Source organism: Acinetobacter sp. 3657, from assembly GCF_031456775.1.
Lineage (GTDB): Bacteria > Pseudomonadota > Gammaproteobacteria > Pseudomonadales > Moraxellaceae > Acinetobacter.
Genome location: NZ_JAVDVH010000011.1, coordinates 72,875 through 98,101, shown reverse-complemented (window position 1 = coordinate 98,101; position 25,227 = coordinate 72,875). Strand labels below are relative to the sequence as shown.

Annotated in this window: 23 protein-coding genes and 3 tRNA genes; 13 read left to right on the top strand and 13 right to left on the bottom strand. The window is 40.5% G+C overall.

The features are described from left to right. Positions 1-18 precede the first annotated feature (18 nt). The 3 genes from rpsD to rplQ are packed head-to-tail and all read left to right on the top strand — an operon-like array spanning position 19 to position 2,055. Positions 19-645 carry a 30S ribosomal protein S4 gene (gene rpsD, locus J2Y37_RS12430; RefSeq protein WP_004672983.1) on the top strand — a complete coding sequence of 209 codons (627 nt, stop codon included), beginning with the start codon at positions 19-21 and terminating at the stop codon, positions 643-645. Between the two features lie 18 nt (positions 646-663). Continuing rightward, on the top strand, positions 664-1,671 hold the full coding sequence (rpoA, locus tag J2Y37_RS12425; RefSeq protein ID WP_004672981.1) for a DNA-directed RNA polymerase subunit alpha: 1,008 nt from the start codon (positions 664-666) through the stop codon (positions 1,669-1,671). Between the two features lie 18 nt (positions 1,672-1,689). Beyond that, positions 1,690-2,055, top strand: a complete 366-nt coding sequence (gene rplQ / locus J2Y37_RS12420) for a 50S ribosomal protein L17 (protein WP_004672979.1) — start codon at positions 1,690-1,692, stop codon at positions 2,053-2,055. Positions 2,056-2,205: 150 nt separating this feature from the next. Here the strand turns inward: rplQ and J2Y37_RS12415 are convergent, their stop codons facing one another. Then, entirely contained in the window at positions 2,206-2,697 is a 492-nt protein-coding gene (locus J2Y37_RS12415) for a hypothetical protein (RefSeq protein WP_349033019.1), read from the bottom strand. 392 nt (positions 2,698-3,089) lie between these two features. On the opposite strand from J2Y37_RS12415, the gene J2Y37_RS12410 reads away from it, so the two are divergent. Next, positions 3,090-4,580, top strand: a complete 1,491-nt coding sequence (locus tag J2Y37_RS12410) for an NAD(P)/FAD-dependent oxidoreductase (RefSeq protein ID WP_349033018.1) — start codon at positions 3,090-3,092, stop codon at positions 4,578-4,580. Between the two features lie 136 nt (positions 4,581-4,716). Continuing rightward, positions 4,717-5,217: a DUF2059 domain-containing protein gene (locus J2Y37_RS12405; RefSeq protein WP_349033017.1), complete on the top strand. Its 501-nt coding sequence runs from the start codon at positions 4,717-4,719 to the stop codon at positions 5,215-5,217. A 52-nt stretch (positions 5,218-5,269) separates the two neighbouring features. Here J2Y37_RS12405 and J2Y37_RS12400 read toward each other — a convergent pair whose 3' ends face one another. Further along, positions 5,270-6,442 carry an acyl-CoA dehydrogenase family protein gene (locus J2Y37_RS12400; RefSeq protein ID WP_004672975.1) on the bottom strand — a complete coding sequence of 391 codons (1,173 nt, stop codon included), beginning with the start codon at positions 6,440-6,442 and terminating at the stop codon, positions 5,270-5,272. A gap of 189 nt (positions 6,443-6,631) precedes the next feature. Between J2Y37_RS12400 and J2Y37_RS12395 the strand changes: the two genes are divergently transcribed. The 5 genes from J2Y37_RS12395 to J2Y37_RS12375 all read left to right on the top strand — a co-directional run bounded on the left by J2Y37_RS12395 (position 6,632) and on the right by J2Y37_RS12375 (position 12,186). After that, positions 6,632-6,889, top strand: coding sequence for a succinate dehydrogenase assembly factor 2 (locus J2Y37_RS12395; protein WP_121928834.1), 258 nt, complete (start codon positions 6,632-6,634; stop codon positions 6,887-6,889). Between the two features lie 589 nt (positions 6,890-7,478). After that, positions 7,479-7,688, top strand: a complete 210-nt coding sequence (locus J2Y37_RS12390; RefSeq protein WP_349033016.1) for a hypothetical protein — start codon at positions 7,479-7,481, stop codon at positions 7,686-7,688. A 358-nt stretch (positions 7,689-8,046) separates the two neighbouring features. Then, positions 8,047-9,090, top strand: a complete 1,044-nt coding sequence (locus J2Y37_RS12385) for a hypothetical protein (RefSeq protein WP_004672967.1) — start codon at positions 8,047-8,049, stop codon at positions 9,088-9,090. A 124-nt stretch (positions 9,091-9,214) separates the two neighbouring features. Then, the gene (rrtA, locus tag J2Y37_RS12380) at positions 9,215-9,796 is read left to right on the top strand and encodes a rhombosortase (protein WP_349033015.1); all 582 of its coding nucleotides are present in this window, start codon (positions 9,215-9,217) and stop codon (positions 9,794-9,796) included. A gap of 179 nt (positions 9,797-9,975) precedes the next feature. Continuing rightward, complete coding sequence (locus tag J2Y37_RS12375) at positions 9,976-12,186, top strand: TRAP transporter large permease subunit (RefSeq protein ID WP_349033014.1); 2,211 nt, start codon at positions 9,976-9,978, stop codon at positions 12,184-12,186. 72 nt (positions 12,187-12,258) lie between these two features. Here the strand turns inward: J2Y37_RS12375 and J2Y37_RS12370 are convergent, their stop codons facing one another. The 7 genes from J2Y37_RS12370 to rnr form a co-directional block, all read right to left on the bottom strand. Next, positions 12,259-13,020, bottom strand: a complete 762-nt coding sequence (locus tag J2Y37_RS12370) for a DUF2314 domain-containing protein (protein WP_349033013.1) — start codon at positions 13,018-13,020, stop codon at positions 12,259-12,261. Between the two features lie 74 nt (positions 13,021-13,094). Then, positions 13,095-13,967, bottom strand: coding sequence for a DMT family transporter (locus tag J2Y37_RS12365; protein ID WP_241323636.1), 873 nt, complete (start codon positions 13,965-13,967; stop codon positions 13,095-13,097). Between the two features lie 60 nt (positions 13,968-14,027). Then, entirely contained in the window at positions 14,028-14,480 is a 453-nt protein-coding gene (locus J2Y37_RS12360; protein ID WP_241323637.1) for a hypothetical protein, read from the bottom strand. A 13-nt stretch (positions 14,481-14,493) separates the two neighbouring features. After that, positions 14,494-14,700, bottom strand: coding sequence for a YheV family putative metal-binding protein (locus J2Y37_RS12355; RefSeq protein ID WP_004672960.1), 207 nt, complete (start codon positions 14,698-14,700; stop codon positions 14,494-14,496). Positions 14,701-14,738: 38 nt separating this feature from the next. After that, a complete protein-coding gene (locus J2Y37_RS12350) occupies positions 14,739-16,778 on the bottom strand; it encodes a M3 family metallopeptidase (protein WP_349033012.1) in 2,040 nt (679 codons plus the stop codon). Between the two features lie 155 nt (positions 16,779-16,933). Continuing rightward, complete coding sequence (locus tag J2Y37_RS12345) at positions 16,934-17,533, bottom strand: dihydrofolate reductase family protein (protein WP_349033011.1); 600 nt, start codon at positions 17,531-17,533, stop codon at positions 16,934-16,936. A 21-nt stretch (positions 17,534-17,554) separates the two neighbouring features. Continuing rightward, a complete protein-coding gene (gene rnr, locus J2Y37_RS12340; RefSeq protein WP_349033010.1) occupies positions 17,555-19,984 on the bottom strand; it encodes a ribonuclease R in 2,430 nt (809 codons plus the stop codon). A 258-nt stretch (positions 19,985-20,242) separates the two neighbouring features. On the opposite strand from rnr, the gene J2Y37_RS12335 reads away from it, so the two are divergent. From J2Y37_RS12335 to J2Y37_RS12325, 3 genes are all read left to right on the top strand, one after another. Further along, positions 20,243-20,332: transfer RNA gene (locus J2Y37_RS12335), tRNA-Ser, on the top strand. Positions 20,333-20,345: 13 nt separating this feature from the next. Then, positions 20,346-20,422 (top strand) — tRNA-Arg (locus tag J2Y37_RS12330). A 47-nt stretch (positions 20,423-20,469) separates the two neighbouring features. Further along, a tRNA-Arg gene (locus J2Y37_RS12325) sits at positions 20,470-20,546 on the top strand. A 121-nt stretch (positions 20,547-20,667) separates the two neighbouring features. On the opposite strand, the gene J2Y37_RS12320 is transcribed toward J2Y37_RS12325, so the two are convergent. The 4 genes from J2Y37_RS12320 to J2Y37_RS12305 all read right to left on the bottom strand — a co-directional run bounded on the left by J2Y37_RS12320 (position 20,668) and on the right by J2Y37_RS12305 (position 24,868). After that, the gene (locus J2Y37_RS12320) at positions 20,668-21,705 is read right to left on the bottom strand and encodes an AbrB family transcriptional regulator (RefSeq protein ID WP_349033009.1); all 1,038 of its coding nucleotides are present in this window, start codon (positions 21,703-21,705) and stop codon (positions 20,668-20,670) included. Positions 21,706-21,816: 111 nt separating this feature from the next. Further along, a complete protein-coding gene (locus J2Y37_RS12315) occupies positions 21,817-23,313 on the bottom strand; it encodes a tripartite tricarboxylate transporter permease (RefSeq protein WP_005193662.1) in 1,497 nt (498 codons plus the stop codon). A 14-nt stretch (positions 23,314-23,327) separates the two neighbouring features. Next, complete coding sequence (locus J2Y37_RS12310) at positions 23,328-23,771, bottom strand: tripartite tricarboxylate transporter TctB family protein (RefSeq protein WP_349033008.1); 444 nt, start codon at positions 23,769-23,771, stop codon at positions 23,328-23,330. Positions 23,772-23,872: 101 nt separating this feature from the next. Then, on the bottom strand, positions 23,873-24,868 hold the full coding sequence (locus J2Y37_RS12305) for a tripartite tricarboxylate transporter substrate binding protein (RefSeq protein ID WP_349033007.1): 996 nt from the start codon (positions 24,866-24,868) through the stop codon (positions 23,873-23,875). Positions 24,869-25,227 lie beyond the last annotated feature (359 nt).

Here is a 25,227-nt window from a genome sequence, read left to right as displayed (position 1 = left end):
GTGTAAGGAGAAACATTCATGGCTCGTTATATTGGTCCAAAATGCAAACTCTCTCGCCGCGAAGGGACAGACCTGCAACTTAAATCAGGCGTTAAACCGTTTGATGTTAAAACCAAAAAGCACAATAAAGCACCTGGTCAACATGGTGCGGCTCGTGGTGGTAAGCAATCTGAGTATTCACTACAATTACGTGAAAAACAAAAAGTACGTCGTATGTACGGTGTGTTAGAACGTCAATTTAGTAATTACTATAAAGAAGCTGCTCGTGTGAAAGGCGCAACAGGTGAAAACTTGTTGAAATTGCTCGAAAGCCGTCTTGATAACGTTGTTTATCGCATGGGTTTTGGTTCTACACGTTCAGAAGCTCGTCAGTTAGTCAGTCACCGTTCTATTACTTTAAATGGTCGTCGTGTAAACATTGCGTCTATTCAAGTAAAAGCTGGTGATGTAATTGCGGTACATGAAGGTGCTAAGCAACAATTGCGTATCAAAAATGCAATTGAATTAGCTGCTCAACGTGGTACACCTGCTTGGATGGAAATTGATCATTCTAAGTTGGAAGGTACGTTCAAAGCTGCACCAGATCGTTCTGATTTACCTGCTGAAATCAACGAAAGCTTGATTGTAGAATTGTATTCTAAATAATCCTTGAGGTAGCAATAAATGACGCGTACTGCAAACGAGTTTCTAACTCCGCAAGCGATCAAGGTCGAAGCGGTGAGCGGGACCTCGGCAAAAGTGATTCTGGAACCTTTAGAGCGTGGCTTTGGTCACACTCTAGGTAATGCTTTACGTCGCATTCTATTGTCTTCTCTGCCTGGCGCTGCTGTGGTAGAGGTAGAAATAGAAGGCGTCGAGCACGAGTACAGTACTTTAGAAGGCTTGCAGCAGGACATCGTCGAGCTCTTGCTGAACCTAAAAGGATTGTCTATTAAGCTGTTCGATCAAAACGAAGCATATTTGACATTAGAGAAACAAGGTGCAGGTGACGTAACAGCAGCTGACCTTCGTTTACCTCATAATGTTGAAGTGGTTAACCCTGATCATTTAATTGGTACTTTGAGTTCTTCTGGTTCATTAAAAATGCGCCTTAAAGTTTCTCAAGGTCGTGGTTATGAAACATCTGACTCTCGTTTCCCGGAAGGCGAAACACGTCCTGTAGGTCGTTTACAGTTAGATGCTTCTTATAGCCCGATTAAGCGCGTGTCTTACACAGTTGAAAATGCTCGTGTAGAACAACGTACTGATCTTGATAAGCTAGTGATCGATCTTGAAACTAATGGTACTGTTGATCCAGAAGAAGCAATCCGCAAAGCGGCAACAATCTTGCAACAACAAATTGCAATTTTTGTTGATCTTCAGAAAGATCAAACACCTGTGGCTCAAGAACCTCGCGAAGAAGTTGACCCAATCTTGCTTCGTCCAGTAGATGATCTCGAGCTAACTGTTCGTTCTGCTAACTGTTTGAAGGCAGAAAATATTTACTACATTGGTGATCTTGTTCAACGTACTGAAGTTGAGTTGTTAAAAACTCCAAACTTAGGTAAAAAATCGTTAACTGAGATCAAAGATGTTTTGGCATCGAAAGGTTTACAACTCGGCATGCGTTTAGAGAACTGGCCACCAGCTAGTCTCCGTATGGATGACCGTTTTGCCTATCGTAGCCGTTAATTAAGTAGGACTATCACCATGCGTCATCGTAATAGTGGTGTGAAATTAGGCCGTACAAGCAGCCACCGTAAGGCGTTGTTCCAAAATTTAACAAATGCTTTAGTTGAGCATGAGTTAATTAAAACAACTTTGCCTAAGGCGAAAGAACTTCGCCGCGTTGCTGAGCCTTTAATCACTTTGGCTAAAAACGATACAGTAGCAAACCGTCGTTTAGCGTTTGCTCGTACTCGCTCTGCAGCAACTGTTGGTAAATTATTTACCATTCTTGGCCCTCGTTACAAAGAACGTAACGGCGGTTATCTTCGTGTTCTTAAAGCGGGCTTCCGTGCAGGTGATGCTGCACCGATGGCTTACGTTGAACTCGTTGACCGTGAAGTAAAATAATACTTCTACGTGTAGAACAGTTGTTCAAAAAAGGTTGGCGAAAGCCAACCTTTTTTATTGGCTGTATTTAAGATTCGTTTTAGAAATATCGGCATTCTATGGCATAAAGCTGTGTACATCATGCGAAATGAAACTAAATTTAATCTAAGTCTAGATTGTGATTGAGTCCTTGTTGTCACAAATGAATACTGCTTGAAGACAGCCATCTAGGCTATCCATTAATATTTCATTTGCTCTTTTTTTATGGAAAGTAAGTGATGCATTGCTCCCTAATTCACTTTCTAAATCAGATGATAAGATAATACTACATTCATCATCTCTTAACTTATTCCATAAATTTTGTACTAATTGAACCAATGAAAAACCAATGTTTATTATCTCATTTGTAGTAAAGTTTTGATTATCAATGTAATCATCTATGTGAATTCCATTTGCGGATGCTTCAAATCCAGTTAGATCTCCATATCTACTAATGACGGTATTATAGTCCAAGTGTTCTAATCGGTCTTTGTAAAAAGCAAAGACAATACTATCAGCATGTTCATAAAAGCCTTCTAATACCTTAAGTTCTAAAGTCTCGGGAATAGGAGTATTACCCCTTGATAAGAAGAATTCATTCATTTGGGAGTTTAAAACTATCATTCCTAGACCCGAAGATTATGGCTGCTATTGAACTTCTAAAACTAACAAAATACAGCTGACACTTAAGCATCTGTTTTGTTATAAACCGCTCTATATTTCAGCGTACTAAGCTTCTGAGCGAGATATTGTTCCATACTTAATCATTTCATTTTTATTCATTTGCATTAAAACTACTCTGCTAAAATATTTACGGCAACTATATAAGATAAGCGAGGCTAATAATTTTTATAAAATTCAGATTCAATCGTAAATCTCAAAAATGTTTTAACCTCAATTTTTCTGCAAAATGTCCCGAACTGATATAAAAAAACCGATGAATGACTAAACTTGACATTGTGTATTGTCAAATTTGTGCTTTAATAAACTCATAGTTTCTACTAGGTATAAAAAAAATGGAAAAGCAAGTTGATGTTCTAATTATTGGCGCAGGAATCTCTGGGATTGGCTCTGCTGTGCATATTTCTAAAAACTGTCCACAACGTAGTTTTGAAATCTTAGAGCGTCGTGAAAGTTTTGGTGGAACTTGGGATTTATTCCGTTATCCAGGGATTCGCTCTGACTCTGATATGTCAACGTTTGGTTTTAATTTTAAGCCATGGGCGAAAGAAAAAGTTTTGGCAAGTGGTCCAGAAATCAAGGGTTACCTCGCTGAAGTTATTAACGAATTTAAGTTAAAAGAAAAAATTCATTTTGGTCATCGTGTCCTTTCTGCAAACTATGATTCTGCTAAGAAAAAATGGTTGGTTGAAATAGAAGACAGCAACAAGAAAAAACAAACTTGGTCAGCAAATTTTGTAATGGGTTGTACTGGCTACTACAATTATGATCAAGGTTATGCACCAACATTTCCTCATCAAGAAGATTTTAAAGGTCAATTGATCCATCCACAGCATTGGCCAGAAAATTTAGATTATAAAGGTAAGAAGGTTGTTATCATCGGTAGTGGTGCAACAGCTATTACTCTCGTTCCTTCAATGGTGAAAGGTGGAGCAGGGCATGTCACGATGTTACAGCGCTCACCCTCGTATATTGCAAGCATTCCTTCGATTGACTTTATTTATGAAAAGACCCGTAAATTTATGTCAGAAGAAACTGCATATAAATTTACGCGCGCACGTAATATCGGGATGCAACGTGCAATTTATGCACTTGCACTAAAACATCCAAAAACAGTACGTCGTTTATTGTTGAAAGGTATTGAATTACAGCTTAAGGGGAAAGTAGATATGAAACACTTTACACCTAGCTACAATCCTTGGGATCAACGTTTATGTGTTGTACCTGATGGTGATTTGTTCAAAGCACTGCGTGAAGGTCAAGCCAGTGTTGAAACGGATCAAATTGAGAAGTTCACTGCGAATGGCGTATTATTGAAGTCTGGTAAGCACTTGGACGCTGATATTGTCATTTCTGCAACAGGTTTAGAAATTCAGATTCTAGGTGGTGTGAAAGGTTCGATAGATGGTAAACCAATGAATACCTCTCATCATATGCTGTATCAAGGTGTGATGGTCAGTGATGTTCCGAATATGGCGATGATCATTGGTTATATCAATGCATCTTGGACTTTAAAAGTGGATGTTGCTGCTGACTACATTTGTCGCTTGCTCAATCACATGGACCAGAATGGCTTTGACGAAGTCATTGCTTTGGGTAACCAAGCTGATTTAATGGAAGATACTGTAATGGGGAGTTTATCATCAGGTTATATCGCACGTGCTGCTGATGTAATGCCTAAACAAGGTCGTCGTGCACCTTGGAAAGTAACCAACAACTACCTTGCTGACCGTAAAGAATTGAAAAATGCGAAATTTAATGATGGCGTTTTACAATTTAGTAAACGTGACGAGCAAGCAGATCGTAAACCAAAATTAGTGTCATAATGGTTTAATTGAAGTAAACAAGCCCTATGCAAATGCATAGGGCTTTTTGTTTAAATGTTGAATGGATATTCTTTAAATAATTTAAATATCGAGTATATTGAGCACATTAAAAAAATTGATTAGCAAGGGAAGTGTGATGAAGCAAATACTAATTTTGGGGACTTTATTATTGAGTACTTTTTCTTTTGCAAGTGATGTCAAACAAAAAGAAGTGATTGCGCAAAAGTTAGTGTCTATAGATGGAACGGAGCAAGGTCTACAAAGTACCGACAAGATGATTTTAGAGCAAATCCGTCTGCGTTTGCCGAAAGATATACCAGAAAGCTTTTATGTGGATTTAGTTAAAAACTTAAATAGTGAGCAAAGAAAGCAATTTATTGTTCAGCGCTATGTCGAAACGTTTAGTCAAAAAGAATTACAAGCGGCATTAACTTTTTATCAATCTACTGAAGGAAAAGTTTGGGCAAAAAAAGCAAGTGAGGTGGGGAGCGAGGTTGCACATTTTACCACACAACATGCACGAACTGCTTTGAACACGACCATGCAGCAGCATATTGAAAATCCGACGGTAAAACAATTAATGGCACGGATGAATCCTACATCTAGTCAACCTTCTGATAAGGTTGAGCCAAAGTAAATGAAAAAGGAATAGTGCTGATGCACTATTCCTTTTTTTGCGTCGATTCGGATTACAAGGTACGTGAAATAAGTTCTTTCATGATTTCATTGGTACCCGCATAGATACGGTTTGCACGGTTGTCGATATAAGCACGTGCAATTGGATATTCCAGCATATAGCCATAACCGCCATGTAATTGTAAGCATTCATCGACAACTTTTGAGAACATGTCAGAGATTTTGTATTTAGCTGCTGCTGCTGCATCCACCCCTAAGTTTTCTTCTAGCTGTAATTCCATGCAACGATCTAGGTAGGTACGACAGAAATCAATTTCAGTTCGTAACTCTGCCAGTTTAAAACGAGTGTTTTGAAACGTACTAATTGCTTTGCCAAATGCTTTACGGTCTTTGGTGTATTGCACTGTATGAGCAAAGGCAGCTTCAGCACCTGCTTGGCAAATGATCGCAACCAGCATACGTTCCCACGCAAGCTCTTTCATCAGCATCATGAAGCCCATACCTTCCATACCAAGAAGATTTTCTTTGGGTACACGTACATCATCAAAGAACAATTCACAGGTATCTTGACCTTTCATGCCGATTTTATTTAAAGGTTTACCTTTACTAAAACCTGCGCGGTCTGCTTCAACAATAATCAGAGATAAGTTGGCTGAACCTTTTTCATTGTTGCCTGTTTTACAGACGACAATAGCCATGTCACAGAGATAGCCGTTGGTAATAAAGATTTTAGAGCCATTAATCACATATTCATCGCCATCAAGCACGGCTGTGGTGCGAACGGCTTGTAAATCTGAACCTGTTCCTGGTTCTGTCATCGCAATCGCTGTAACGGCTTCACCTGTTGCCATTTTCGGTAGCCATTGTTGTTTTTGCGCGTCATTGCCAAAGTTATTGATATAGTTGGCAACAATATCTGAGTGCAAGGAGAACCCTGTGCTTGAGTCCATTGCATAAGCTTGCTCTTCAATCAGAATCATGCTGTACAGTCGATCTACACCCGAGCCACCATATTCTTCAGGCATGGTAGTGCAGAGTAAGCCAAGTTCACCTGCTTTATTCCACAAATCACGATCGACATGTTGTTGTTGTTCATATTTTTCAATATTTGGAACAACTTCTTTTTCATAAAACTTACGGACGGTTTCGCGAAATGCTTCGTGATCTGAAGTAAATAGTTTACGCGGTAACATATTTGGAATTGGACGAATAGCACCTGATTGCATTTGTTATTTTTTCCCTAGTCTATTGGATTTAAAAATCATCCTTATCACGATACAAGAAATCGAAAATATTGAACAATGTGATCAATGCTCAATTTGATTGATGTATTTGGTCACTTGAGAAAAATCTCTGCGAACTTTATGGGACGATCGAGTACACTATGGGGAAATTGTTGCGTAGTGGAACAAAGCATGTCTGAAGAAATGACACTGGAAGAACGTAAGGTAATTTATCGTGCACGTCGGGGATTAAAAGAAATCGATGTGTATTTTGACCCTTATGTTAAAAATTACTATCTCAGTGCAGATGTCGCGGAAAAAGCATTATTTGCAGAGTTGGTCGATCAAGAAGATCCTGATTTGCTAGATTGGTTTATGGAGGTAGGTGAGCCACCGCGCACCGAGTTGAAGGACTTCATTTTGAAATTAAAACACTATGTACATGGCTAACCGTGTTTTTGAGTTGCAATACAGTCGCTTTGCTATTGTTTTGCAACTCTTTATTTTTATTATCATTATATGTTTATTATATCGATTGCTCTCTATACCGTTATGGTTACTCAGCATTGTTATCATGGCGGTTGCTTGGTTTGTATTTCAAAAAAAACCTCAAATACAACGCTTTGAATATTTAGACGGTCAAGAATGGTCTTTTTGTTTTCGTCATTTGCCTCACTCGATTCAACATAGAAAAATCCGACAGATTATTGATCACCAATGCTATATCGTGATCTATTTTTATGATCCTTTGCATCCCCCATGTATCATTTGGTGGGATCAATTGTCAGTTTTACAGTGGAAAAACCTGAAAATACTGGCAAAACTTGCTTGATTGTTAGACAACTCCATGGTCGTGTGTTTTAAATAAAATAATACTATTCAATATCTTATGTGTTTTTATCACTTGTGTGTTCTAAATTGTTAGATTAAATACTCTAAAATATCCTGAAAATTATGATTGTCCGACAATATGCCGATCAAGTTGGATGCGTTTTGGTTAAAGTACAAACACCAACGTAAAGTATGGTGGAGGTCCAAAATGATGGAAATTCCAACATGGTCGTTTCTGGTGATTGCAGTCATTTTTGCAATTGTAGTAGGAAGAGCAGGAACTTTACTCAGGGAACTTCTTGAGTCACATCAATCTAAGATTGGAGTGAACAAGAGAAAGAGATTGAAGGTGTCATCAATAGATCATACTCCCATGAACATTGATGACGAGCGCCAATCTAGTGTCTATCAAAAGTAGACACACAAAGTGTAGGAGGTCTCTATGGAGATTTCAATGTGGATGTTTCTAGTAATTGCAATCGTTATGGCGATTGTTGTAGGAAGAGCTGGAACGTTACTTAAGGATTATTTTCAACAAAACTAAAATGTAAAAAGTTTCACGATATTACCAGTTAATAAGTAGCATGTGCTGAACCGTCGCAATGCTACTTTTTTTTGCCTGAAATTCCTGTATTCCCAAATATCTGTCAATTCATTGTTCTGTGAAGTGTGTCAAGATATCTATGTCAAAATTAGAGCAATTACTCTTTAACTCGAGTATGGCATCTGATAAGGTACGATTAAAAGGAAAATAAATTAATTAGAGGACAGGAAGTATGTCTAGACTGCATAAAGTTGGACAGGGCGTGGCGGTTGCGTTTTTAACAACATCAATGTTAACAGGGTGTTCATATGTGATTAAAACTGGGGCAAATGTTGCTCTAGGTTTTGGTGAAAGGCATATTGTACCGCCAATTTTAGCAATGGATGATGCTGAAATGGTGTGTAACTCAGGGAACGCTTTAACGCCGGCTGTGATGTCGACCAAAGAGATGGGGGCTGATCCAACGCGGATGGCGGTATTGTTGTATACAGCATCTGGTGTCTGTGCTGAGAATCAAGCATTAGAAGCAGAACTACGTTATTTGCGAGCAGCAAAAGCAGGACAAATTACTGAAGCACAAGATGCGCGTATCGAACAAAAACGTTGGGCAGCGATTGCGGCTCAACGTCAATATACCAGTTATCAGCTTTTCGCAAACCGCTGGGAAACGAAATATAAATATAAATTAGGCGACTCCTGCCCAACTATGCGTAATGATCTAGATCAAACGGTGTATTTGCTAGGGATGGTAAATGGCTTGCAAGCAATGACCAATGATATTAATTCTGGTGGTTCAGTCAACGTACCTAAAGATATCGCAGGGATTGTTGAGCGCGGCATGGCCTGTTTGGATAATGAAAAATATTGGGGTGCGCCAATGGCGACCCGTGCAGTGATTTGGACCTTATTACCTGGTGCTGGCGATGGAAAACCTGAACCTTATGCAACCATGAAAGAGTCAATGCAAATTGGTGAGAAAAAAGGTGTTCGTTTAGCGCATGCATTATATGCTGTTGCCGCTCAAGCAAGCGGTGATGATGCGAAAATGCGTGATGCGTTACGTTCTTATGCTGCTGCCTCAGGTGAAGACAAACCAGCAAATCCTCAATTTAGACTAGTTGACCAAATAGCTGGCTTGATGGTGCGCGGTATTGCAGACCGTTATTGGACTGAAAATACGGGTGTACGAGCAAGTGATGAGGGCTTATCTTCATTTTGGGATGAAGAAAAACAAAGTTCATCAGAATTAGATGCATTATTCGATGGTGATGAATAACGATCTGTTCCAGCAGAAAACCTGTTGAGTAACTTGAATTAAACGACCTTTTACAGTTCTCAGTGAACAAATTATTTATGATTTGTGCATCGTAAAAGGTCTGTTTTTGAAGAGGTGTAGATAAATGAAAGATCAAATATGGATACGGAAAGTCATTTTGATCGCTGTATGTATTTCAATATCAGCGAGCTTACAGGTCTTTGCTGATCATTTTATTTATTGGAAACCGAGTTTACTCACTGAGTTATGGCGTTTATGGACGGCGCATTGGGTGCATGTTGGATGGATGCATTTTTTATTGAATATGTTGGCATTCGCATGTTTGCCGTTCATTTTCCCTCACGTACTTAATCGACATTTATGCGCTCTGTTATTGATCCTACCGCCATTTATCAGCCTGATTTTTTATTTTTATTTGCCTTATATTGATGCTTATGCTGGATTGTCTGGTGTTCTGCATGGTTTATATACTGCGGTGAGTTTGGTGTATTTGCAGTATCCGAAAGAACGTAAGTTTGCCATATTGGTTTTGGTCTTGATTGCTGCAAAGTTACTTTGGGAAAATACCTTTGGACAAGCAGGCACAGCTCAGTTAATCGGTAGCCCCGTGTTAACGGAGGCACATTTGATTGGTGCGATTGGCGGTGTGTTAAGTGGTTTAGCTTATTTATCGATAAAAAGGAAAGGTAGAACGCAGGCAAATTGATAAAAACAACCTATAAAAAAGTGATTGTAGTCATTCTTTTTTGGAAAAGATTGCTGCAAATTTAAGCGGTTTAAAAGGGACTGGTGATTCTAAGGGTAAATTCATTTATCTATCAACCATGGATATCGCATGATTCAACATCTTTGGATGGATGTTGAAAACAATAAATTGGAATAGACATGCAAAATGATCAAGAGAAAAAGTCTGGATTAGGTCTGCTGAGTTATATCTGGACAGAGTGGATATCGACCTTTGTGGTTCTCGTCTTACTATTAATGACGCTCGTTATTGGTACTGGTGAGATGATTCATGGTCAGTTATTGCGTATGGGGGAGCGTTTATATGGCGATCCTAATACTGGTATGCAATATTCGTTTCTACGCGCTGAACCGACGAAGCCAACCTGTGATACTAATCCAAATATCGATGCGCAAGTTCAAGAGCAGATGAAGATCAATGCTGCGGATGAATTTGCCAGTATGTTTGGTGCTGCATCAGAATCGGATGTTCGTTCGTCATTGCTTGCAGCAAAGCAACAGTGTGAAGAAAAATATCAATTCTATGATAAAGCAATGGCACATATTGAGGCCAATCCAAGCGTCCGGACCTATCGAAATATTGAAACATCCTTTTTTGGTGTTTTTAAATTTGGCTCCGAGAATCGCGCTTTATTTTTAGTGATTATGGTTTTATTTGCTGCAATCAGTGCGACGATAAAATCACATCATATTGGTTTACGTAGTCCTGCGACTAAAATTGATTTCCGTATTTATAACACTGCGATGTTGTTGGGTAATGGTTTACTCACCTACTCAGTGTACAGCCAATATCATTCTGTCCTGAATTCTGGTGTTCCTTTCGCCTCAGGAATGAATATTATTTATTGGCTCTGGATGATTCTATTTGGAGTACTTACATTAATTAGTTTATTCCATTTAGTGAAGTCACCACCACCAACACGTGAAGGTGGAAATATTGGTTTAGCCTTCCTCAGTATCCCATTGTATGCATATATGGCGATTATTACGGGGATTGCATTCACCTTCTTTATGGATTATCCGATGGGGCAAGGGATCTACCTTGGTCAGTTGGTTGAATTCGCAAATATTTTCTTAAATCTTGCCTTGTTTATTTGGGCAGGTATGTTGCTTAAGCAAACACGTATTGTTGATTTATTCTTAAATATTTTACGTCCGTGGAACTTAGCACCTGAAACCTTAACTTGGCTTATTTTGATTGCTGCTGCATTACCAACAGCGTATACCGGTGCATCTGGTATCTTCGTTATTGCTGCGGGTGCGATCATTTATAAAGAAGTTTGGAACGCAGGTGGTCGTCGTCAGTTTGCATTAGCAGCAACTGCGCTCTCAGGCTCGCTTGGTGTTGTGTTACGTCCGTGTTTATTAATTGTGGTTGTGGCATCTTTAAACAAAGAGGTGACAACAGACCTACTTTATAAACATGGTATGTATGTCTTCTTACTGACTTCAACCTTATTCTTGGTGATTGCATTATTCTTTGCTGAGCAGAAATTCCGTATTGCACCTCCAAAAATTGCATTACCAAAATCACTGCGTGCATTTGTTCCTGTAGCGCCGTATATCGTGATTTTTGTGCTGATTTGGTTGTTCTATAAGCATGCGTTATCAACTGAGTTAAATGAATTTACTGCACCTGTCATGATGCCAGTGATTCTATTGTTGATGGTATTGTTTGATAAGTTACGTAAAGAACCTGCACCACTTGCACCGGTTGGGCATTGGGACAGTACTTTAAATACCTATACAGCACCATCAGATGGTTCTCAATCAGTACCACCAGTGAATCCATCGGATGATCCACGTAATCCTGAACGTCGTGTTCCATTTGGCAAAGCATTACATACCTCAACGACAGAAACCGTTGGGCATATTGGTGCATTAGTTATTTTGATGGCGCTTTCGGTCAGTGTCGGTGGTTTCCTCGAACATATTGAGGTCATGGAAGCTTTCCCGCGTGACATCAGTAGTATGTTCGTGGTGATTTCCTTAGTTGTGGTGTTTATGGTCTTGGTCGGTATGATCATGGATCCGTTCGGTGCGGTCATTCTTATCTCCGCAACTGTTGCACCTGTGGCTTATCAGTATGGTATTGATCCTGTCCACTTCTGGATGATTGCTTTAACTGGCTTTGAGTTGGGTTATGTCACGCCACCTGTTGCTTTGAACCATTTATTGGCACGACAAGCGATTGGTGATGATGAAGTCATGGCCGCTGATGCAGAAGTGAAGCATCTGTCGTTCTACTATCGCTATGAGCGCTGGATCTTACCGTTACTAGTGATGGTTCCTGCGATGTTAATTATTGCGTACGTACCGTATTACTTTAAGTTGTTTGGTTGGTACCAATAAGTAACTCATTAATAAAAAGCACCTTCGGGTGCTTTTTTATTTTCTGTATATAATTTAGTTGCTATAGGTGGGTTAAAGCTCCTCTAATAGTTTTTTTATATGTTCCCATCCCATTTTACAAGCAAGGTCTAAGGCGGTCATTGATTGATTATTCAAAACTAATTTATCTATATCATGTTCTAGCAACGCTTGAACAAATAAAAAATTTCCTGCAATGACTTCGCGGTGTAATAGTTGATTGCCATGTTCATCTCTTTCATGAAGAACGGCTGGGTTAGTATGGATAAAGTTTAGAAAACTATCCAACATACTCTCACACATTGGATGTTCAATTAAATTTTCAGGGTGCATCTCTTGATCATAGACCAATAAGGTTTTATTAGGATTACCAAAATTTATTCCCCAAGCATTATCATATTCTTTTTGCTCAGAGTCATTTAACTGCTTACGATATTCTTGAATCGTAAAGCCTCCATGGACTTGATCTTGAGCTAAAAACATCCAGTCAACGATCGTTTCAAATGGTCGTTCTACCTTTTCACCTGCTTGTGTATTTTTGATATAGTTTGGTTGATTCATTAAATGACCAGAAATAGTATTTCCATCAAAATCAATTTGGTTTATCCACATATACTCAACTAAAGGGGAGTCGGGAAAATCAATATGCTCTTGTGTAAAGGCACATTTAACGTAAGCAAGCTCGAAAGCAGGAACTATTCTTCGATATTCCCAATAAAGTTCACGCCAAAAGTATTTAAAGTTTTCTTGGGCTTTCTCGAAGGCTAAGATCATTTCAGGGGATTCATTTTCAAAAATAGTATTTCTTATATTCATTGACTTGAATTTTCCGAATTTGTATTGGTTACTAGTTTATCTAAAATAATGAAGTATTCTTAGCGATTGAGACTTCACTTCTTGTCTTTTTGTATAAATGGGCTACATAACAAAATCGCCACTAGAATAAAAGCAAACCCAATCAAACTATATATATCGGGGATTTCTTGCCAAAGAAAAAATCCCCAAATGCCAGCAAAAATGATCGCCATATAATTCACTGGCGCAATCTGACCAGCAGGTGCAAGACGATAAGCGTGTGACATAAAGATTTGGCTGGTATTGGCAAGGATACCTGCACTGATTAGGAAAAATAACTCTTTGAGGTGATATGGGCGCCAAACCCAAAACATCGGAATCACCGAGAGGAATGAACCAATCAAGCAGAAATAAAACACAATTCGTTCAGGTGGCTCTGTCCGAGTAAGTGCTCGTACGGTGACAAAAGCCAGTGCAGCAAAGAGACTTGATCCCATCCCAATCACTGCAATCCAGTTCAGCAAGCCTTGATCAGGTTTGGCAACAAAAATAACTCCAATCAATCCTAACGCTGCAGCACAAAGCATCGCTGCTGTGATTCGTTCTTTTAAAAATAACCATGCGATGAGTGGAATAAAAATGGGCGATGAATAAGTAAATACCATGGCGTTGGAGAGTTTTAGATGTGCAATGGCATAGAAAAACCCATACATAGCTGCAAGCCCGATCAAACTGCGCCATGTATGCATCCATAGTTTTTCTGTTTTTACAAAACCAAAACCTTGTTGAAAGATAAAGGGGACAAACAGAATGAGTCCAACGATGTTTCGGAAAAAGACGATTGTATAGTTATCAACGGTATGGGATGCATAGCGAATACAGATCCCCATCACCGAGAATAAAAGTGCAGAGAGCATGAGACATGCAATGGCAATGGGTACTGGATAGCGCTGACCGATACTGGACATAAAATAACAATGCTAGAAGGTGATTTACATTCTAGCAAAATGGGGATCGCGAAAACGCTTTTAAGATGATTGAGCTTGCTGAATTTGAGCCTCTAATAATTTAATTTGTTCCTCTTTCAGCCTGAGTAGAGCATCGACATCTTCATGTTGCTGTTTTAAATCTTTTTGCTGATCTTTTAATTGATGGTGAATATCATCTAATTTAGCGATTTCTTCTTTGGCTAAGCTGTCATTGGTCGGTAATGGTTCCTTTATTAATGACTCTTGTACTAATTGAATCGGTGCAGCAGCTTCGCTCTCCGTCATTGTAGTGATCTCAGAGGCAGCGCTACTTACTTCATCTGGTGAAGCAATTGTTTCCTCAGCGATAGGTTGGTCTGAGTTCGTACTGGGCTGTAGATTCTTCTGTGTCAAAAACCATTGTATTGCAAAAAACAAAACCACAATAATGCTAATGCCAGCAATGATCATCCACAATAACTTGGTGTTTTTGGTTTGGCTTGGTGACGTCATTTTTTTTAACCTTCTAGTCAAAATGACGAGGTTTGAACTGTATCACCCCAATTTCATCTGGCTCTGCGATTTCAGGTTCATCCACTTGAGTTGGCCGTTTTTCGCTATAAGCACATTCGATACATTCAATCCACTCGTCATCCACAGTAGTGATCTTAACCACACGATCTAACGCGCCACATTTGGGGCATTTTGCACCCGCGATGAACTGTCTTTTCATGTCAGTTAATACCACCCTGTGAACAATAATGACGTAGTTTAAGCGGTTTTATCAGCGTTCGTCCAACCTTGATGACGCAATAATGCATCTATTTTCGGTTCTCTTTTTCGGAAATTGCGAAACGCATCAAGTGCAGTCTCTTTTCCGCCAACTGCTAGGATAAACTGTCGAAACTCTTTTCCTGTCTCGGTATTAAAAATACCTTCATTTTCGAAGCGATCAAAGGCATCACTCGCTAAAACTTCAGCCCATTTATACGAGTAATAACCTGCTGCATAACCACCCGCGAAGATATGACTAAAGCTTTGCTGAAAACGGTTATAGGCAACAGTTGGAACAACGGCAAATTTACTGCGAATATCATCCAAGGTATTCTGAATCTGCTGGCTGTTTAATGCAGGCGCTTGACGGTGAATAGTGAGATCAAACAAGGCAAACTCAATTTGACGCAAGGTTTGCATTCCTGATTGGAAGAAACGTGCGTTCAACAATGCAGCTAACAATTCTTGCGGTAAAGTTTGCTTGGTTTCAGTATGTTCACTGAGCACGTCTAGACTTTCATTGTCCCAAGCCCAGAATTCCATAAACTGACTTGGTAATTCAACTGCATCCCAAGCCACGCCGTGTGTACCTGCAACTGAGATATTATCCACTTCTGTAAGCATGTGATGTAAGCCATGACCAAACTCATGGAATAGGGTAATCACTTCATCATGGGTGAGTAGTGCAGGTTGATCACCAATCGGTGGAGTAAAATTACATACCATATAACAGACCGGTTTTTGTAATCCTGTTGCGGTTTGCGCACGGGAACGGAAACCACTCATCCATGCGCCACCACGTTTACCGTTGCGGGCATATAAGTCAAAGTAGAAACCACCAATCACTTGACCTTGATCTTCAATTTCAAAATAACGCACATCATTTTGCCAAACAGGTGCTTGGCGTTCGATGATTTGGATGTCATACAGGCGTTGCACGATCTGAAATAAACCTTGAACAACTTTTGATGCAGGGAAATACGGTTTGAGTGCTTCTTGAGATAAATTAAATTGTTGTTGTTTCAGCTTTTCAGAATAATAGGTTGCATCCCACGGTTTTAATTCATCAACGCCATCTTGTTGGGCAATGCTTTTAAGTTCTGCAATTTCAGCCAATGCAGGCGCACGTGCATGTTCAGCCAAATCAACTAAGAACTTATCGACTGTTTCAACATCAGGCGCCATTTTGCTAGCAAGTGAGTATTCTGCAAAATTATTAAAACCAAGTAATTGTGCCATTTCCTGACGCAGGCTGAGGATTTCTTCCATGACAGGCGTGTTGTCAAACTCGATTTTATCAGATTGCTCAGATGCACGTGTTACATAGGCCTTATACAACTCTTCTCTTAATGCTCGATCATCGGCATAAGTCATAATCGCAAAATAAGCAGGGAAGTCTAGTGTCGCAACGGCCTGATCAAGCTCACGTTGTTGTCCATATTGTTTCAGTAATTCAATACTACTTTGTGGCAGACCTTTGAGTTGTGCTTCATTTAAAGGTTTAAAGTAAGCTTGGGTTGCATCAAGGACATGATTGGAAAAGTCTGATGAAAGCTGAGATAGACGTGCTGAGATGTCGGCATAGCGTTTTTTTGCTTCGCCTTCGAGTGCCACACCTGAAAGTTTAAAGTCGCGTAGCGCCAGTTTAATGGCACTTTTTTGTGCTTCGCCGAGGGTTTGGAACGCAACGCTATCATGAACCTGTTGGTAGGTTTGATAGAGCGCCGCGTGCTGTCCAAGTTGTGTGTAGTATTCGCTCAAACTCGGTAATAGCGATTGATATACCTCACGGGTTTCAGGATTGTTCATGACTGCATTGAGATGCGACAAAATTCCCCATGCTTCACTCATGTTATTTTCAAGCTGGTCAACTTCGGTCAATGTTGCCAATTGAGTTTTGGTATCTTGAGGGGCTTCACTTAGGCGAGTTAAGAAGTTTTGACCATTTTGAATGCTTTGTTCAATCTGTTGTTTTAAGTCGGCAAGTTGAATTTGATCAAATTGAGGAACTGGAAGCGTTGCTTGCTGTAGTGTCATTCTATTTTTGCCATATCATCTTTAAACATAGTTATAGATGTAGGGGTGATGACATCAGAAATCAAGTTGAAGGTATAATTTATTAGGTTAACTTCTAGTTGTGGCTGAGAAGGGAGATTCAATTGCCAAACAACTTCACGTCTGGTGATCTCTTGCTATTTTATGATGCGATATTTTATATGTGTTACCAAATCTGTGCCACTTTGCTCCAGTATTTCAAAATCTATTGGCGGTACATCGTCGAACAAACGTTGACCTTGACCGACGATGACTGGAACGATATGTAGCCATAACTCATCAATAATACCTGCTTTCAAATACTGATTAACGGTATTGGCACCACCTGCAATTGCAACATCTTTTTCACCAGCGACTGCTTTTGCTTTTTCCAGAGCACTTTGTATTCCATCAGTCACAAAATGAAAGGTCGTACCACCTTGCAAAGCTAGATCCTCCCGAGCAGTGTGGGTAAGAACAAATACAGGAGCATGGTATGGCGGTTCTTCGCCCCACCAACCTGCCCATGTATTATATTCTGCACCACTTGGGCCGAACATATTACGTCCCATAATAAAAGCGCCAGCAGAGGTTAAACTGTCAATTTCATTCTTATGCTGAGCAGATTGTTCAAACAACCATTTACACAGACTTTGATGAATATTAGGTAACTCACCGAAAGGCTTATCTTCAGTCATATTCAGGCCAGCAACGAAACCATCAACGGATATACATATACCGCATATTACTTTTCCCATACTGGCCTTCCTATTCCTGATTTAAGCGTCTTGCTTTACCTTCGCATTGGACTTTTTCTTTTTCGGTTTTGCTTTCTTCTTCACCTTTTCTTTACTTTCAGGCTTAGAAGCGCTCTTTTTGCTTGGTTTCTTTGCGTAAGGACTAGCTTTGTCCTTATTCTTCTTTTTAGCAACGGGCTTTTCACCATCTTCACTGAGTTGAGCGATGATAGGTGCTTTGCTAAATACTTCTTCAGTGGTTAGGGTTTTGTTTGAAGCAGTACGTGGTGCTTTTTGACGAATCACACGACCCAAATGTGTCAATTGCTGAATCAGTTGGAAGTCGATTTTACGTTCTTCCAAGTTCACGCCAGCCACTTTGATTTTGACTTCATCACCTAAACTAAAGGCTTGACCACGGTTTTGACCGACCAGACTTTGGCTGGCTTGATCATAGAGGAAATAATCCTCACCGAGTTGGCTGACATGGATCATACCGTCCACATACAAGTCTTTGAGGGTGACAAATAAACCAAACTCAGTCACAGCACTAATCAGGCCAACAAACTCATCGCCTAAATGCTGTTGCATATAGTGGCATTTCAACCAAGTCGTTACACTACGCGAAGCCTCATCGGCACGACGTTCGGTTTGAGAGAAATGCTCACCTGCATCATCCAAGGCTGCACCAGAAAGCGTGTGAGGCTTTTGTTGCAAATGCGTTTTAATGGCACGATGAAGTAATAAATCGGGGTAACGACGAATTGGTGAGGTGAAATGCGTATACGCTTCATATGCCAAACCGTAGTGGCCCGAGTTTTTTGCGCCGTAGTATGCTTGCATCATTGAGCGCAATAACACCGCATGAATACTTGGTGCATCCAGACGATCTTTGGTCGCTTCGATTACGCGTTGATAATCTGCTTGGGTGGGTTGTTCTGGGAATGGTAAACCGAGCAATTTCACAAAATCACGCACTTTTTGAATACGTGAAAATTCTGGCGCTTCATGCACACGATAGAGCATCGGAATATCATGTTCTAAAGCGTATTCTGCCGCCGCGACATTGGCGAGCAACATACATTCTTCAATCAGTTTGTGTGCAACATTGCGCGTCCGTGGCAAGATTTCTTTAATGCCACCCAACTCATCAAAAGTCATGTAGGTTTCAATGGTTTCAAATTCCATTGCATGACGTTCTGCACGTAAGCCTTTTAGGGTTTGATAAAGTTGGAACAGGGTGTTCAGTGATTTATGAATACTTTTATCTTGTGGAATCGCATCTGTTGTACCATCAAAATATTCACTGACTTGGGTATAAGTCAAACGTGCTTTGGAGTGCATTACCGCAGGATAAAATTCGTAACCCGTTACTTTTCCTGCACGAGACAGTTTTAAATCACAGACCATACATAGACGGTCAAGGTGCGGATTTAAAGAACACAGTCCATTTGACAATGCTTCAGGCAACATAGGCAAAACAAAGTGTGGGAAATAAACTGATGTCCCACGGTCTTCAGCTTCTTCATTCAAAGCTGAATCTAAACGGACATAATGACTGACATCTGCAATTGCCACCACCACACGATAGCCACCACCAGGACGTTTCTCCGCATACACGGCATCGTCAAAGTCACGCGCATCTTCACCATCAATGGTAACCAATGGCAGATCGCGCAGATCAACACGTCCTTTATGGTCTTGTGCAGACGGCTCTTTGAAGCTTTCAGCCTCTTTGATCACCGTTTCTGGAAACTCGTAAGGCAATCCAAACTCTAAAATCGTTTGAGGAATAATAATTTCGGTATCAGCTTTGTCTGCCATGGATTGAATCACATGACCCGTTGCTAGCTCTTCACGCGTTGGATAGTCATCAATTGCAACACGCAACATGTCACCAACTTTTGCATTGGCATGTTCAATCAGTTCTTTTTCTAAGGTGATTGGTTGGTGCTGATTGGGATTACTGGGTTGAATAAAATACTCACCATCATGTTCAATGACTTTACCAATAATCTGTTTAACGCGGTGTTGAACTACTTCGCTAATAAAACCCCAAGCTTTGCCTTTACGATCGACGGAGGTCTGACGAACCTTGACGCGATCGCCATTAAAGACCAATCGTAATTCACGTTCAGCCAAGAGGATGTCGTTTTGCCCTGCGATATTGGCAGTACCTAGACCTTTACTATTGATATATACCGTTGCCTCATGGCTCGGGAGGTCTGTTGCTGGCTGAAATTTATAGCCATCCTTCATTAACTGACCATCACGCACCATCGCACTTAAACGATGGTTTAATGCATCAATACTTTTTTGATCTTGAAGATTAAAGCATTCGACGAGTTCAGCGTGTGATTGAGCAGTTTGTAATTGTTCTAATGTGGTTAAAATAAGAGTTCGGCTCGGAATCGGGTTGTCATAACGTTCGGCTTCTGCTTTTGCTTCGGGATCGCCCCAGTTTTTAATCATATCGTTTCATTTCACATCTGGCAGATCGCTTTAGCATAAGTCATTCAAACTTCGACTGCACGTCAAAGATTGCAAGTTTCTGTTTACGCCACGGATCTGTATAAAAGAGAAGCCTATATTAACAAGCGTTGAGGCAAAAAATGCTGAAAAAATACCAAAATCGTTTAAAAAATATTTGATTGATATAAAAAAACAGAAAAAAACAGGATCTTCCCTTGTGTAAAGGAGTTTTAGTTTGTATTATTGCGCTCGTGTTACGGTGAGATGGGTGAGTGGCTGAAACCACATCCCTGCTAAGGATGCGTACGGGTAACTGTACCGAGGGTTCGAATCCCTCTCTCACCGCCATTTTTTACTTAATGCGCTCATAGCTCAGCTGGATAGAGCACTTGGCTACGAACTAAGGGGTCGGGAGTTCGAATCTCTCTGAGCGCACCAAGTAAATATTGCACAAGTAACACATGCCACATTGGCACATAAGTAATGCGCTCATAGCTCAGCTGGATAGAGCACTTGGCTACGAACTAAGGGGTCGGGAGTTCGAATCTCTCTGAGCGCACCAACTTAATGAAAAACACCGCTTAATTGCGGTTTTTTTGTGCCCGAATTTTCTGAGCAAATACTTTTGAACTAAACGGTGATCAACAATAAATGTCGTCTGATTTTTTAAAAGATGATTTCTTTCATTTCTTTTGCAGCACTTTTTCAAAGAAAAGATATAAATAGCCTACAGTTCCCAATACGCCAACCATACGCACCACATGAAATGCAGTCACCAAAGGCACACCTAGTTGTAATACATTTGCAGTAATAGTCATTTCAGCGACGCCACCGGGTGCGAGACCTAAGCCAAGTGTCGGTAGGGGAATATCTGTCCATCGCATTAGGATGTATGCAACTAAGCCTGTGAGTACCAATGCGCCAAGATTACAGAGCGCGACAATACTCAGATAATGTGGTGCGGTTTTAAAAAATCCAGCTTTAAATTTATTGCCAAGTGACCAGCCGAGTAAAACTTGTCCCAAGTGTACAATGGGATCTGGTATAGCTGAGAGATGAATATTTTGTGCGGTAAAAAAAATAGCAATCAGTAATGCGCCAAAGGTCCAAGGGTTGGGGAGTTTGTAGTGCTGGAAAATACGACTGGCGAGATAAGATAAGATCACCAAAAGGACCAAACCAAACCAATTCATTTCCATATTACGGTCGATGTGATGGTCATCAAAGCCATGCCATCCCATAAACTGATAGGCGAACGGAACAATCACCACCACCATCAGTACGCGTAACGTATGTGCTGATGCAACTTTGTCGACTTGAGCTTGATAATGTTCTGCTAAATGCGACATTTCATTCGCTCCGCCAATCGCGGAAGCAAACCAAGCTGTTTTAAAATCGACTTTGCCCCAGCGTTGTAAGATGACAGCGCCAATACCACCTAGCATTAACGCGAACAGTAGACCTATCAATAATGCGAGCCAATTTTTTGCAATCAGATGCAGCATTTCTGGCGTGAAATACAAACCTAAAGTCAGTCCGATAATGGATAAACCGATACTGCGTGCAGCACTGTGGCATTCGATTGGGGCGTGATTGATTTTGAGTAAAGCGGTAATAAACAGTGATCCCAGTAGCCAAGGGATGGGCAAGTGCAACCACTGTGCAAGGTGAGCACCAAGAAAGGCGATGGCTAGACTCAAAGCATACTTTAGATATTGCATTGAATGAGATCACATAAGCTAGAACAATGCGTAATCGCAGAGTAGACCAATCGTAATGAGGTAATCACGAGACTTCTTTCATCAAAAGAAGTCTACGATTGGTCGGTAATATTAAATTGCTTTATGGCGATTGCGTAACCAACGAATCAGCGGCAATACAATCATAATACCCGCCAACATCCATAAGGTCTTGGTAATATAGCCATCAAAAAGGATGGATAATTCACCTTGAGAAATGGAGAGTGCGCGACGTAAGCTAGATTCCATAAGTTCACCCAACACGAACCCGAGAATGAGTGCTGATAAAGGGAAATTAAGTTTACGTAAAATATAACCAAAGATACCCAGAATCACCATGAACACAAGGTCAAAGACAGTGCTGTGGATGGCATATACCCCCACAAAGCTGACTGCGGCGATGGCTGGAAGTAAAATAAAGTTTGGCACACTCAGTAGCTTGGCAAAGAAGCGAACCAATGAGATGTTCATAATGAGTAGTAATACACTGACCACAAACAATGAGGCAATCAGTCCCCAAACAATCGTTGGTTGTTCGGTGAATAACTGTGGACCAGGGGTGATGTTATAAAGCGTTAAAGCACCCAACATCACTGCTGTTGTGCCTGAACCGGGTACACCTAGGGTGAGCATCGGAATAAATGAACCACATGCCGAAGCGTTATTGGCAGCTTCTGGTGCTGCAATACCGCGCAAATCACCTTCACCAAATTTGCCATCTTTTCCTGCGAGTTTACGTTCGCTGGTATAAGACATTGCACTGGCGATGGTTGCACCCGCACCGGGTAAAATACCAACAATAAAGCCAAGCAAAGAACTGCGAATCGTTGTGCCTAAGGTGAACATAAACTCTTTGAGGTTGAATAAGCTGCGCTTGCCTTGTCCTAAAGCTTTTTGTCCAACCGTTGTTTTTTCCAGCATGATTAGAATTTCGCTGATACTGAAAAAACCAATCACAATTGTTGTAAATTGTACGCCGTCGCTTAAATTGACTGAACCAAAGGTAAAACGATACACGCCAGTAACAGCATCAACACCTACGGTCGCAAACAATAAACCGATCAATGCTGCAATGGCTGTTTTGATGGGTTGGTCGCCCACTAAGCCACTTAAACACGTGAGTGCGAATACCATTAAAACGAAATATTCAGCAGGCCCGAAGACAATTGCCCATTTTGCTAAAAGTGGTGCAAATAACACGATTCCCGTGATTGCGATTAAGCTGCCAATAAATGAGCTCATAGCTGAAAGTGATAGCGCAATCCCTGCCTTACCTTGTTTAGCGAGTGGATATCCATCCATCGTCGACATAATGGCGGCGGCATCACCAGGCACATTGATTAGAATCGCGGAAATACGACCTCCGTATTCACAGCCCAGATAGACCGCTGCTAATAGGATTAGCGCACTTTCAGGTGGGAGGCCCAATGCATAAGCAAACGGGAGCAGTAATGCGACACCATTGATTGGGCCGAGTCCGGGTAATAGTCCAACAATTGTTCCAATAAATGCACCGATAAGCGCGATCATTAGGTTTTGAGGTGTTAATGCGACTTGAAAGCCGTACATTAAATATTCATAAACTTCCATTTATTCTTCCTTGATTAACTAAAAAATCCCAATGGCAGTGGTACATCTAATACGTAGTCAAATAACCCGTATAAAAGACAACCAAAGACAATGCCTGAGATTAGTGATGCTTTGATGCTTCCTCCAAAAAGGGTGCCGACAAGGAAAAACATGATGGCGGTCGCAATAGGAAACCCTAAGAATTCAAAAGTTACCGCGTAAATCAGCATAAACAGCATCAATAAGCCGATTCTTTTTAGAATTGAAGGTGTGTAGCCTAAATCAATGAATTCAGCCAATTTTTGAGGTCTAAATGTTAGATAAAAACAACTTATAATCAGTAGTAATAGGAGCAGTACGGGATAGGGGCGCGGCCCTAAAGGGTCATACGCAAAAGGGGCGACATAGCCCCAAGCTAAATAAAGAAGACCTAAACTGACGAGTCCCAAAGTCCCTGAAAAAATCCTTTCTGCGGACATAAATAATTCCTTTTCTGTACTAAAATTCAGGAGCATTTCAATACTGAGTTTTTTCGCTATAGCAAAATGTGAGGATTGAAATGCTCTAATCGCTTTAAGGGTTATTTTGTAACGAGATCGAACTCTTTTGATAAATCTCTGAGTTGATTAGTTTGCTGCATGACAAATTTATCTAACTCTTCTCCAGTCATAGAAAGCGGGAGTAAATCGAATTGTTCGCGAGATTTTTCAAACTTCGGATCAAGCATCATTTTTTCAAATGATGTTTTCCACCATTGATAGGCTTCGTCACTAACTTTTGGGCCGACATAGTAGCCACGAACCACAGGCCATTGGATGTCGAAACCTTGTTCTTTTGCTGTTGGTATATCAGCCAAAGCATTTGGTAGGCGCTCAGGTGCAAATACCGCAAGTGCACGTAACTTACCTGATTTGACATGAGGAATAACTTCGGCAACACCTGCGCTAACCACTTGGATGTGGTTGCCTAAAACAGATGTGACGGCTTCACCACCGCCTTCTAACGCAATATAGGTCATTTCTTTTGGATTCACGCCAGCAGCTTTAGCGAGCATCGCGGTTTGCATCCAATCTTGACCACCGACACTACCACCTGCACCGAAGCTCACGGATTTTGGATTTTTCTTAAGGGCGGCAACGAGGTCATTCAGGTTTTTATAAGGAGATTCTGCATTGACTGCAACCACGCCATAGTCAGTGCCTACGATCGCTAACCAACGAACATCTTTTTCAGTATATTGACCGAATTTTCCTTGTGAGAGATTCAGTAGCGAACCTGTGGAAAAAGCGACAATGGCATTGTCATTAGCAGGGTCGTTGGCGACGATTTTATTGTATGCAACTGCACCGACACCACCCGGCATGTAGGTGACACGCATTGGGGATTTTAGTATTTCGGTTTCTTTAAACGCATTTTGTGCCAATTTACAGGTCAGGTCAAAACCACCTCCTGGTTTTGCTGGTGCAATACATTCTGGGCGTTTAGGTTCGCCGACTTCGCCTTGATTTTTGCTGCATGCCGTTAGACCTAATCCTAAGGTCAGTAAAGTACCAGTTAATAGAATGCCTTTTAACATTTTAAGTGTTTCTCCATAAACGGTTATATTTATATGCAAACTTTGGGTGTGCATATTTTTATATAGGCTTCGTTGCCTAGATTTTTAAAAGACGGGGGAGAGGTATTTTAAACCTTGCGGCACTCTCTACCACTTTTGCATAGCTTGAATTTGAATGGTGGAATCCGTTGTTTATCATAAAAAATAAACAGAAAAAGAATATCATTATCTTATCTAAGGTTATGATTCATTTTTAAAATACATGTAAAGTGATTATTTATTTTAGAAATACTAGGCGCTGCTAAATCATTATAGAGGGATATAAGTCGATGATTTTATTTTTAAATATAAGGGTGAATGTTTTTTGAAAAATGGGTGGG